The sequence below is a fragment of the Shewanella sp. SM73 genome, from assembly GCF_025653795.1.
GTDB classification, from domain to species: domain Bacteria; phylum Pseudomonadota; class Gammaproteobacteria; order Enterobacterales; family Shewanellaceae; genus Shewanella; species Shewanella oncorhynchi.
Window position 1 is genome coordinate 91,716 of the sequence record NZ_JAKKRY010000012.1, and the last position, 11,824, is coordinate 103,539.

Genomic DNA, 11,824 nt, shown 5'->3' on the forward strand with positions numbered 1-11,824 from the left:
GCCACAAAAAAGCAGCCTAGGCTGCTTTTTTGTTCTTTATCGTTTTATTTTTTATAAGCTTAGATATTCACGCATTTATCTTGATAGCCATCATTCAACAGTGCTGTGTGCTTGATGCGTAGCAAGGGAGTGATTTCATTGAAGGGGAGCGGTTTGGAGATCAAATACCCTTGAGCGAAGTGACAACCTAAATCTCGTAGGAAGTGCCACTGTGCTTCGGTTTCTATGCCTTCAGCAACTAACTCCATTTCTAGGCTTTGCCCCATCATGACAATCGCTTTGACTAAGTTGGCGTTCGAGTTATTTTCGAGGGCATTTTCCACAAAGCTACGGTCGATTTTAATCACTGAAATCGGGAATTTTTTCAGATAACTCAGGGAAGAATAACCCGTACCAAAGTCATCGATATAGATTTGCGAGCCTAAATGACGAATAGACTCGAGCGTGCTCAAGCAATGGCTGGCATCGCCCATCAGCATGCTTTCAGTGATCTCAATATGCACATTTCGTGGGTTAACGTGGTGGCGGTTGAAGCACTCCTGCAACACTTGGTCGAACCCCATACCACGTGTATTGATACATTGGCGGCTGGAAACATTAATCGCGACATTGATATTTAAGCCACTTTTCTGCCATTGCCTCAGATCATGCATGGCTTGGTTGAGCACCCATTCGCCCATAGGCTCTATCAGCCCGGTTTCTTCGGCTAATGGGATAAATTGATCCGGCGGGATCAACCCAAGCTCGGGATCTTGCCAGCGGATAAGGGCTTCGACGCTGCAGACACTTCCGGTTTGCATATCCACGATAGGTTGATAATGCAGGGCAAATTCATTTTGTGCCACGGCACGGCGTAGACGTTGTTCTAACTCCATCCGGGCGAACATGGCTTGATTCATACCCGCGGTGAAGTATTTAAAATTGTTCCGTCCCGCATCTTTGGCTTGATACATGGCGGTTTCGGTATTGCGGGTGAGTGAGCCGGTATCTAACCCATCTTCGGGATAGACGCCAATACCAAAGCTGGCCGAAATCTGGATCTCGCGGTCATTTAAGTTAAATGGCATACCTAAGGTTTCAATGATTCGGGTTGCCATGTGTTCGATGGCGAGTTCGTTGGTCAGCCGTGGCAAGATAAGCACAAACTCGTCGCCACCGATACGTGCGATAAAATCGGTTTTCCCCGCAATGCCTTCTAAGCGCTTTGCGACATCTTTAAGTAATAAGTCGCCAGTGGCATGACCTTGTACATCATTGATATATTTGAATTGATCCAAATCAATCAGCAAGATAGCCAGCTTGCGAGAGTCATGCTGCGCCACATGGATTTCGTGCTGTAGTCGTTCATTGAACAGCTTACGATTAGGCAGCCCAGTTAACCCATCGAAGTTGGCCTGATACCAAAGATCCTGCTCATATTGCTTACGCTTACTGATATCCATAAATAAACCAATATGTTGGATTATTTTACCTTGCTCATTTCGCACCACAGTAATCGCTAGATACTCGGGATACACTTGGCCATCTTTGCGTTTATTCCAAACTTCACCCTCCCATTTCCCTTCTTTTTGTAGTGACTCCCACATGGCGGTATAAAAGTGTTTAGGATGACGGCTAGAGCTGAGTAGGGAGGGACTGCGGCCTTTTACTTCTTCCAATGAATAGCCCGTAATGTGGCAAAACGCGGGGTTGACCAGTTCAATATGGTTGTCGGCATCTGTCACCATTATGCCTTCGGCAGAATAGTCAAACACAGCTGCGGCACGGCTTAGGGCATGGTTTGCTTTTTGCCGTTCGCTAATCATACGGTTCATGGCACGGGCCATGCGAGCGAGTTCATCTGTGCCTGAGACTTGGATATTAATATTGAGCTGTGGATCTGCTGCCATTTGCTGCATGTCATTGGCAATCTTAGTGATCTTATCCATAAAATTGCGGATGATCTTTTGTCCAAGCCAAAGTGTGATGGTCGCGGTGAACAAAGCCGAGAACAAGTATAAGCCGAGTAAGATTAAGGTGTGGTTTTGTTGATATTCGCTCTGCTGCGCCATGTTCTTGGTGATATTTTGCGCTAGCAAATGTAGTTGATTGATACGCTGAGTGGTGAGACCCCACCACTCCTGGCTATCAATTGGATGTGGCGGCATTAATAGTTGGCTCATCGCTTGGCTTAATTTGTCCTCGCTGGCAGGGACTTGCGCGATGGCTTTGATCTCCGTCATCGGCAAACCTTGCTGCTGCAGTTGCTGCAACTTGACCATGCTGAATTGGTATTGATTTATGCTGTCCTCAATGGTTTTCAGCGCTGCCTTAAATTCGGGCAGAGAACGAGTCTCGTGACTGAGTTCATCCAAATTAAGCTGAATCGTCGCAAGTGCTGCATTAAATTTTTGCAGTGAAATCTCATCGCCCTTAAGCAAATAGTCCTGAAAACTGCCCATTAAGCCACCGTAACCTAAGTAGGCATTAATATTTTGTGCCAGAGCGCTAATGCGAGTTTGTTGTTCAATTTGCTTGCTGATTTGCAGAATGCGTTGATTTTCTGGCGAATCTTGTAGGTTTTGCAGTAAGGACCTTCTATCGGAAATTGACGCATTACTCGCGTGCATCACGGCTCGCTCATATTCATACATGAAGGAGATTATGGTGCGGTAATCATTAATATTGAGTGACTTGCTGAGCAGTAATTGATTGATGGCACTTCGTTCTTTTACGGCCAACTCCTGCACCATAAGCAGGTTCAATAGATCGGTATAGGCACGGGACTGACTGATTTCATTGGTTTGTAACTGTAATAACTGGATGAGCTGTAAAAGCTGAGTGTGGAATTGATTATAGAGTTCCGTAAACTGACTCAGTGTTTCGTCTGTGTGGTTTTGGTGAACGTTAGCGAGTTTGTTGCCTGTGAGTTTGAGCGCATCCAACAATGCGTTCATTTTGTTTGCTTCAATACTTTTAGGGTCGAGCGCCTCCAGAAGATGCTCTAAAGGCTCACTGTTCAGTAATGCATCGAGTGCTTTTGACCTAGTCGCTTGTTGCTGTAATAGCACTTCATCGGTTGGTCGCTGATTTGTACTTAGACCATATTCGTTTTGCAACTGATAGAGTAGCTCAGTGATTTGTACCGTCGTTTGTACCGCAAGATGATTGTGCTTGGCCGAGTGTGATTCCTTTATCAAGTCATGCATGCGCGTCAGAATGAAAAAGCTCATCATTAATAATGGGACTAACGAAAACAGAATGAGCTTTTGCTTCAAACTGAGATGGTGTAGCGCTGACGGCATTAAAGATCACTCCACTCGTTCACCTAGGCAGAAAAAGAAAATTCAACGTAATAACGTTGAATCCGAGTTACAAATAGGACTAGGCACAGGGTGAGGATATTTAACATAGGCGGCCAGCCACCGCGACCTTTAGTTTATGGATATCTAATCTAGGTCACGAAATTAAGCAAATTGTTATATATCATGCTAAGAGACTATTTTTATTAACCTATTTTGCACCTATCAAACAAGCATTTGTCTTGTCTGTGATGTGAAGCAGTATTTCATCATTCGAAAGAATGACTTGTTTAACTTTACCTTTTATCGGTTTTTTTAGTGCATTAGGTGGAACGCGATTGTTAACGGTAAATCTACTTAAATAAAAAGGACGCTTGCCGCAGCTAAACGTCCTTCTATTTAAATCAATGCCCTAGATTCAGGCGATTGGCATGTTATCTAGCCGACATTGGCCAGCAATGATTTGCGATAAACGACAATATCTTCAATCGTTAATACGGGTATATTGTGCTGAGCACCGAAGGCAATAATTTCGGGCAAACGCGCCATAGTGCCATCGGTGTTAGTGACTTCACACAATACGCCAGCGGCTTTTAAACCCGCGAGTTGCATTAAATCAATAGTGCCTTCAGTGTGACCACGGCGGGTCAATACCCCACCCGGTTGGGCGCGAAGTGGATACACATGGCCAGGACGAGCGAGATCACTTGGCTTAGCGCCATCGGCAATCGCCGCTTTAATGGTGGTCACGCGGTCAGCGGCAGAAACCCCTGTAGTCACACCGACTTTAGCTTCAATACTCACAGTAAACGCCGTGCCGTATTGGCTCGAGTTGTTTTCCACCATAGGGGGCAACTCGAGGGCTTTGACTTTTGCATCGGGTAAACACAGGCAAACAATACCGCTACATTCACGGATGAGCATGGCCATTTGCGCGTTAGTCAGCGTCTCGGCAGCGAAAATTAAATCGCCTTCGTTTTCTCTATCTTCGTCATCGACAACTAACACACCTTGTCCTTGACGCAGGGCATTAAGACCCGCTTCAACGCGTTCGATAGCAGTACCAAAAGGAGCAAGTAAAGACTGATTCATGGTTAATATCCTTAAATAAACGACATTGGAATATCCAGAATCAGGGCGTGCAGAAATACAACGTAATCAAACCCAATGGCTCGATTTTGCTGTAGCAATATCACTTCACTTGGGGTGAAGTTATTGCAAAACATGAGGCTAACACTGCAATACATAAGCGCGTTGCACTTAAATACTGCAAGGTGTTGTCTTACATTCTCTTCCATCCGGACTCAGCACTGTCGCCATTGAAGCAAACAGTCCATTACCGTCGGCTCTGGAATAGTCAGTTTTGCACTAGGCAAAATCTAAGGCACCAGATCTGCTGACCCCGAAAGTGATTTCGGGCGCTCGCGGGCTTTGGGTGTCGCTCAGCAAAATAATCACTTAGTCGTTACCCATTTACCGCCGGTGGGGAGTTTCACCCCGCCCTGAGAATTTGCTTTTGAGCCATTTGCGCTCAAAAACGCGGTTATGTTGCTCTTATTTACCGCGAATGGCAACTTCTCGCGTTCAATGTTTGCGCTAGTGCACACCTGACCACTATCATACTGAACACATAAGCTAATTGACTTGCCGTCGCATTCTTCGACGGTCGTTATGGACGTCACAAGGACGTATAAATGCGCTCTCTGCTACTCACTTTAGGTATTGCTATGCTGTTATCCGCTTGTTCGACCTCCAAAGGGCAAGTACCCGCCCCGGTTGCTGAAAAAATTCCCCATGTGATGACTTTACATGGCGTAACGCGTACCGATGATTACTATTGGCTGCGTGATGATGAGCGCAAAGATCCTAAAGTGTTGGCCTATCTCAACGCTGAGAATCGCTATACCGCGGCTTATTTCAAACCATTAAAGCCGTTGCAAGATGGTCTTTATAAAGAGTTAACCGAGCGTTTAGTCGCCGATGAGTCGAGCGTGCCGTACCAATGGCATCAGCACTGCTACTATCACAGATACCAAGAGGGTGGCGAATATCCGCTGATCAGCCGTAAGGGCGCCGATGGTGTTGAGCAAGTGATGCTCGATGTTAACGAGCGAGCTAAGGGCCATGAGTTTTATGGTTTAGGCGGCGCCAGTGTCAGCCCAGATGAAACCATGTTGGCCTTTGGCGAAGATGTCCTAAGCCGCCGTGTATATCACATCTATTTTAAAGACTTGGCTTCGGGCGACATGATCACCGACGTGCTTGAAAATACCGAAGGTCGCGTAGTGTGGGCGAACGACAACAAGCATGTGTTCTACATCGCCAAAGATCTAAAAACCTTGCTGGGCTATCAAGTGTATCGCCACGAGCTAGGCACTAAGCAATCGAGCGATGTCTTAGTGTATGAAGAACAAGACGATTCATTTTATATCTCACTTGGCAAAACCTTAGATGAGTCGCAAATTGTGTTGTTCCAAGAAAGCACCACGACGAGTGAAGTGTCTATTCTCGATGCCAGCGAGCCTTTAGGTTTATTCAAGCCAGTATTAGCGCGGGAAGAAGGTCACGAATACAGTGTGTCTAAGCTGGGTGATACTTATTACATTCTCACCAACTGGCAGGCGACTAACTTCCGTTTGATGAAAGTTGCCATCAAAGATGCGGCGGATAAATCGAAGTGGCAAGAAGTGGTTGCGCATAATCCCAATGCCCGTATCGAAGATGAGTTAGTGCTCAAGGATTATCTGATTATTCAGACCCGTGAAAACGGCCTGACGCGGATTAAAGTGATGCCGCTCAATGGTCAAAAGCCCTTCGAGTTGAGCTTTGATGAGCCTGCTTATGTGATGGGTTTAGAGATCAATTCCCAGCAAGACAGCAATAAGTTACGCATATTTTACTCCAGCCTAACGACGCCAGAAGCCGTATACGAATATTCACTGGTGAATCCCGATAGACGTGATTTATTGAAACAAGATCAAGTCTTAGGCGGCTTCGATGCCAGCCAGTATCGTGCCGAACGGATATTTGTGACGGCACGCGATGGTGCGAAAGTGCCCGTCTCTTTGGTATATCGCAAAGATAAATTCAAGAAAGATGGCACTAACCCTCTGTATCAATACGGTTATGGATCTTACGGTTACACAGTAGAACCCGATTTTTCTTCATCCGTTATCAGTTTGCTTGACCGCGGTTTTGTGTATGCCATTGCCCATGTGCGCGGCTCAGAAATGCTAGGTCGCCCTTGGTATGACAATGGTAAGTTGTTGAATAAGCAGAATACCTTCAATGATTTTATTGACGTAACAACGGCATTAACGGCGCAAGGTTATGGCGACAAAAACAAGGTTGTTGCCTCTGGCGGCAGCGCGGGTGGTTTGCTAATGGGCGCGATTGCTAACCAAGCGCCGGACAAGTATTTCGCCCTTGCAGCCCATGTACCTTTTGTTGATGTGGTGACGACTATGCTGGACGAGTCGATTCCGTTGACGACCAATGAGTACGACGAGTGGGGCAATCCGAACGAGAAAACCTATTTCGATTACATGCTGAGTTACTCGCCCTACGACAATGTCACTGAGCAAGAATACCCACACATGTTAGTGACGACAGGTTTGCATGATTCCCAAGTGCAGTATTTTGAACCCGCCAAGTGGGTCGCTAAACTGCGCGATGTACAGAATAAGTGGTACAAGATGGATGATAAGGTGTTGTTATTCAATGTGGATATGGAAGCTGGCCACGGCGGTAAGAGTGGTCGTTATCGCCAGTACCAAGACACTGCCCAAGAATATGCCTTCTTCTTGAGTCTATTAGGTATGGCGAAGTAGGTCATTCGCAAGTGACTGGATCAGCCGTCAACCTAGGCAATACTGACAGAGGCGCTTTACAGCAACATGAGTCACTGGTGGCAGACACACTTGTCCCAGTGACTAGCGCTGTCGCAACCAAAAATGTTGTTACAGAAGCTTCGCTGAATCCCGTACCATTAAATCCTGCACCACCGAAGCCTACACCCATAAAATCAGCACCCCTCTGGTATTTGTATCTAGTTCGCTGCGCCAACGGGCATTTATACACAGGCGTCACCACAGATGTCACACGACGCTTTAGCGAGCATCAATCGGGTGGTATCAAATCCGCTAAGTATTTGCGCGGTAAAGGTCCGTTAACGCTGATGTATCAAGAGCAGGTTGGCAGTCACGGCGATGCACTGCGCCGTGAAATAGCAGTTAAAAAGTTAAGCCGTAGTCAAAAGTTGGTGTTGATTGAGTCAGGGCGTGGATTACTAGAGCGTTAACACTGCATCATACTTGTTCTGTGACGAGGAATGAGATTAAGCACTGTCATTCCAGTGACTCGCCGTAAATATGTCCCTATAGGCTCGACGACGGCATCCAGGCCGTCAACGGTCACTTCCATGTCAGTGCTTAATCTGGCTAACTGCATAGTATCCTGTTACCTAGAGCATTCTCTTAAGCCTAATGTCAGACAGAACTATCTATCTTAGTTGGCATGATCCTATTGCAATATATGATAGGTTTGTAACTCGCACATGGGATATTCTGTCTGATAGATTGTTGTGTAAGGAAAGTGATAGAAATCTGATTAATTTATTTTGATACAAATAGTTAACGATGCACGCTTTCTCTGCTCTAATGAGGTAAGCGAGCATGCACACTATTCAAAGGTTATCTTAATGGAGGTCTTTTTTATATGCATGGCGTTTGCAAATTATGTAATCAAGAAGCGAAGCTTGAGTTGAGTCATTTTATTCCAAAATTTATAGGAAAGTGGCTTAAGAAGACTTCAATTACGGGTTATTTAAGAGATGGAAATCAAGTAAGTAAACGACAGCAAGATATAGCCAAAGAATATTGGTTATGTGGAGCTTGCGAAGATTTATTTTCAACATGGGAAAGAACTTTTTCGGTTAAAATATTCCACCCTTATATGAAAAACTCGAGTTTAGTAGCGGTGTATGGAAATTGGTTGTCAAAATTTGCAGCCTCTTTGTCTTGGCGAACACTTACTTATGTTCGCAGCAAAAATAGCCATGAAACTAAACCGCAAGAATACCTAGAAATGTTGGCAAAAGCTGAAGAGGGGTTAGCCAACTTCTTACTTGGTAAATCTTCAAACTTATACGAATTTGAGCAACACATATTTCCTCTTGATGTTATTGAGTCAACAAATTTCGATAATCTTCCAACAAACATCAATCGGTATTTCCTTCGTGCTATTGCCATGGATATTGTGGGTAACTCGCAAGGCACGTACATTTATACGAAGTTACCTTCGTTTATTGTTATAGGTGTAATTAAGTCAAAGCAATCGAAACAAATGCGATCTAGCCGTGTGGCTATTAGCGGTGGAACAATATCCCCAAGACAGTACGTCTTTCCTGACGATTTTGATGGTTATATCAGGGATGCTGCAAATAAAATATCTGAACTATACGAGCAAATCCCAGAAGAACAGCTTGCAAAGATTGAAAATTATGTGATTGATAATGTGGATAAAGTGGTAGGTTCAAAACTGTTTGAAGCTATTGTCCATGATTATGAGAGGTTTGGTCGAAAGTCATTAAGATAATAAAGCATTTAAGAGTGATTCCTAAAGCTTGGTATTTTTAGTTCAAGGTTGGGGGCTAGTGGCAATGTTGCTCATACTTGAATGCAACATTATATGTGAAGTTTATCAAGGCATTCATTGTTCAATTTGGCCACAGGTATACTCAAAGGTTAATGAGATTAAGCACTGTCATGGAAGTAACCGTTGGCGGCATAGCCGCTCTTTCACATCCATGTGATCGCGGTATTTGCACTTCTGTATGCAGCAGATGCCGCCGTTGAGCCTATAGGGACACTTCTGAAAGGCCGCGAGTTACTAGAATGGCAGTGCTTAATAGCTTAACGATTAATTTCCATAATAAATCAAGTGGTTAAGATTTTATCGTCACCAAAGACTGGTCTGCATTGGGGTGAGTCGATTTTTTTCTTCTGCTGAGTGATAAGTTTGTCAGCTATTGGTATTCTGAAATCCATTCAACGGTTTAAGAATGCCACTTACACAGATCTTTTCACGCTCTCGAACTACATGTCCGGCCTTTTTCTATGCTTAATTTACAATCCCTGGTAGGGCTTCTCTTAAAAGTTCCAACTCCTTTTTGTTTGCTTTAATCCAAAGTTTTTTCAAGTTTGGTATCGAAGCCAAGATTTCTACTGTCTCTTTAGTCTTAATTACATTTGTTTCAACAAGATACAACGCAAAAATATTTTTATTTCCACGCAACTCGTCAATACTGGACAACTGTGGGTTTCCACTGAGGTCTAAAATTTTTACGCTGTCCAGCGTTGAAATGATAGAACCAAAATCTAACTTTTGACATTTATTTAAAGATAAGTAGCTTAAATTCTGGGTGTTTCCAGTAATTTCAGAGAGTTTGCTTGCATGGGACACACTTAATGATTCAACTGAGTCTGAGCATAAATTAATTGACTCTAATGAACGAACAATGGAGCAGTTTAATGAAATTGCGACATCAACTTTTAGATTAATAACTTTGGAGTTGAATATATTTACATGCTTAATCCCGTCAACCAATTCAGATGATTCATTTTGCTCAACATAACCTTTCCGAATGAATGCCATTATGGCTTTCCAATCATCTCGCTGCCACTCAGCGTTATATACATAATCCAATATTGGTAATATAGAATCGAAGGTAGGTAATGAATTTTCCCACCTCTGCCATTCTGAAACATTTTCTGGTGCTAACTTTATATATTTCTTAAAAGATGAAATGTCCATATTATCACTTAATTAAAATTGGGTTGTCGAATTCAGAACGTTGATCTCTTCTGGTATATTTTTGCATTTCTTTTGAGAAGCGGCTCTAAATTCTGATGATTTATTCTGTCACGCTATCCCTTTACTCACTCTTATTTGAGCTGACTAAAGCTTTAAAGCGAAGGTCACTCTTGCTCAGAGGGGTAAGTGCCTCGGCTTTGGTGAGATATTGCATAGTGATGTGGATAGCGTCTTGATGGTGGCTAAATTCCCTAAAAATACGCTTTGCAATCAGCAGATTTAATTGATGTGCAGCTAATGAGGCATGTTCATGCTTTATCTGTAAAATAGCCTCTTCTAGGGAGATAGGGGGAATTTCTTCCAAGGTTATAAGAAAGGCTTTTGCGACAGTCCTGGCGTGTGAGAAATAGTCTGAGTGCGCATCTAAGGCGTAAATATGCTTGAAAATGTGTTTGGCTAGAGCTTTATTGCCGTTGCGATAAAAAGATTCGCCATCAAAACAAATATCCCCTAGTCCTTCCATTATCTGTCTAGGGTTATCCGATAGAGAAAGCGCTTCAATTTCTTTTTGGTATTCCGAAAACTGATCCATATTCTCGACCTTACTGGCAATACAGTGTGACTTTTCGACTATTGAAGTGGGAAGGCTGACAATCTTAGCAAATCCACAAGGTTAAAGCGTAACGGTCTGAATAAAATCAACATCATTTCTGCAAACTCAAGCTTAATTTCGGTATAAAAAATGCCACTACAAGGGGTTAGTGGCATAAATGCATAAGTCTGGCATACGCTTAAAAGGGTGGGTAGAAGACTGACATCTTGGCTGGGAACCGTTGCAACATCAGCCTCTACGCCGGGAAGAGGGTAAAACCTTTGGGAGTTGAGGGGTAAAACGGCGCGTTATTGCATGCTCACTGGGCCGTCGATTTTGTTAAATGTCGCATCGCCAGAACCTGCCGCAAGAATCGTTAATCCCTTAGTGTTAAAGACATTAATATTGCCTGAGCCGTCTGTGATGGTCACAGCACTTTGCACATTGGCGACCTCTATGTTGCCCGAGCCGTCATCAATTGCGGTATTGCCGCGAATATCGGTCAGCTTGATGGCACCAGCGCCATCTTCAATGGTTAGGCTGCCGTTGATTTGGCTGATTTCAATATCACCTGAGCCATCCTCTATGTTGATATTGTTACCACCGTTGATAGTGAGTTCACCCGAACCGTCTTTGATGTTCATGTCTGACGTCATCTTGCTGATCAAAATAGCCCCTGAGCTGTCATCAATATCCAGTGTAAAGTTCGCAGGGACTTGCAGTTTTAGGTCTATATAGGGCGAGTCATTATTAGAATCTGTTTGCTCAAAGTTGGCCTTGAGCTTGGCTTTATTGGCTTTTTTCTCAAGGGTGAGAATGACTTTGCTGTCATCGTTGCCGTCCTTATTGCTATAGATGTCGGCGATGAGTTTAATTTGGGCTAGGCCTTCGACACCGATAATTTCGAGACTGCCTGCGCCAGTTTCTGCAATCAGGCCTTGTAAGTCTTGGCTATCGAGTGTGAGTTCGCGTTGCTGGTGGTCTAAGTCTGGCATGCCTGCAGCGTTCACATTAAGAATGCAGCCAGTGAGCGATACTCCAGCAGTAAAAAACACTATAAAAGCGAGGGTGAATATAAATGGGCGTAGTGACATGTTAGCTTCCTTGTTTATCTGGCACTCGATTTTTTGGGTGAGTG

Annotated in this window: 9 protein-coding genes and 1 riboswitch; of the genes, 3 read left to right on the top strand and 6 right to left on the bottom strand. The window is 44.0% G+C overall.

Annotation, left to right across the window (positions count from 1 at the left end; translation table 11 throughout):
- Positions 1-59: 59 nt before the first annotated feature.
- Both L5M51_RS16235 and ribB read right to left on the bottom strand, forming a co-directional pair.
- Positions 60-3,284 carry an EAL domain-containing protein gene (locus L5M51_RS16235; RefSeq protein WP_263173743.1) on the bottom strand — a complete coding sequence of 1,075 codons (3,225 nt, stop codon included), beginning with the start codon at positions 3,282-3,284 and terminating at the stop codon, positions 60-62.
- Positions 3,285-3,719: 435 nt separating this feature from the next.
- A complete protein-coding gene (gene ribB, locus L5M51_RS16240) occupies positions 3,720-4,373 on the bottom strand; it encodes a 3,4-dihydroxy-2-butanone-4-phosphate synthase (RefSeq protein ID WP_105250977.1) in 654 nt (217 codons plus the stop codon).
- A gap of 190 nt (positions 4,374-4,563) precedes the next feature.
- Positions 4,564-4,795: riboswitch (FMN riboswitch) on the bottom strand.
- 180 nt (positions 4,796-4,975) lie between these two features.
- Between ribB and L5M51_RS16245 the strand changes: the two genes are divergently transcribed.
- Positions 4,976-7,111 (top strand): S9 family peptidase, encoded by a 2,136-nt coding sequence (locus tag L5M51_RS16245; protein WP_263173746.1) that lies wholly within the window; start codon positions 4,976-4,978, stop codon positions 7,109-7,111.
- An 11-nt stretch (positions 7,112-7,122) separates the two neighbouring features.
- Positions 7,123-7,581, top strand: a complete 459-nt coding sequence (locus tag L5M51_RS16250; RefSeq protein ID WP_263173748.1) for a GIY-YIG nuclease family protein — start codon at positions 7,123-7,125, stop codon at positions 7,579-7,581.
- Here L5M51_RS16250 and L5M51_RS16255 read toward each other — a convergent pair.
- Positions 7,578-7,730, bottom strand: coding sequence for a hypothetical protein (locus L5M51_RS16255; protein ID WP_263173750.1), 153 nt, complete (start codon positions 7,728-7,730; stop codon positions 7,578-7,580). The genes L5M51_RS16250 and L5M51_RS16255 overlap by 4 nt on opposite strands.
- A gap of 267 nt (positions 7,731-7,997) precedes the next feature.
- On the opposite strand from L5M51_RS16255, the gene L5M51_RS16260 reads away from it, so the two are divergent.
- Positions 7,998-8,876: a hypothetical protein gene (locus L5M51_RS16260; protein ID WP_263173752.1), complete on the top strand. Its 879-nt coding sequence runs from the start codon at positions 7,998-8,000 to the stop codon at positions 8,874-8,876.
- A gap of 525 nt (positions 8,877-9,401) precedes the next feature.
- Here the strand turns inward: L5M51_RS16260 and L5M51_RS16265 are convergent.
- The 3 genes from L5M51_RS16265 to L5M51_RS16275 form a co-directional block, all read right to left on the bottom strand.
- Positions 9,402-10,094, bottom strand: coding sequence for a hypothetical protein (locus tag L5M51_RS16265; RefSeq protein WP_198573360.1), 693 nt, complete (start codon positions 10,092-10,094; stop codon positions 9,402-9,404).
- 121 nt (positions 10,095-10,215) lie between these two features.
- Positions 10,216-10,686, bottom strand: a complete 471-nt coding sequence (locus L5M51_RS16270; protein ID WP_263173754.1) for a hypothetical protein — start codon at positions 10,684-10,686, stop codon at positions 10,216-10,218.
- Positions 10,687-10,994: 308 nt separating this feature from the next.
- Positions 10,995-11,780, bottom strand: coding sequence for a hypothetical protein (locus tag L5M51_RS16275; RefSeq protein ID WP_263173786.1), 786 nt, complete (start codon positions 11,778-11,780; stop codon positions 10,995-10,997).
- Positions 11,781-11,824 lie beyond the last annotated feature (44 nt).

What these genes read in the sequence shown, in the direction of transcription:
- L5M51_RS16260 (WP_263173752.1), top strand. Translation starts at nt 7,998, where the DNA reads ATGCATGGCGTTTGCAAATTATGTAATCAAGAAGCGAAGCTTGAGTTG.
- L5M51_RS16235 (WP_263173743.1), bottom strand. Translation starts at nt 3,284, where the DNA reads ATGCCGTCAGCGCTACACCATCTCAGTTTGAAGCAAAAGCTCATTCTG.
- ribB (WP_105250977.1), bottom strand. Translation starts at nt 4,373, where the DNA reads ATGAATCAGTCTTTACTTGCTCCTTTTGGTACTGCTATCGAACGCGTT.
- L5M51_RS16245 (WP_263173746.1), top strand. Translation starts at nt 4,976, where the DNA reads ATGCGCTCTCTGCTACTCACTTTAGGTATTGCTATGCTGTTATCCGCT.
- L5M51_RS16255 (WP_263173750.1), bottom strand. Translation starts at nt 7,730, where the DNA reads ATGCAGTTAGCCAGATTAAGCACTGACATGGAAGTGACCGTTGACGGC.
- L5M51_RS16265 (WP_198573360.1), bottom strand. Translation starts at nt 10,094, where the DNA reads ATGGACATTTCATCTTTTAAGAAATATATAAAGTTAGCACCAGAAAAT.
- L5M51_RS16270 (WP_263173754.1), bottom strand. Translation starts at nt 10,686, where the DNA reads ATGGATCAGTTTTCGGAATACCAAAAAGAAATTGAAGCGCTTTCTCTA.
- L5M51_RS16275 (WP_263173786.1), bottom strand. Translation starts at nt 11,780, where the DNA reads ATGTCACTACGCCCATTTATATTCACCCTCGCTTTTATAGTGTTTTTT.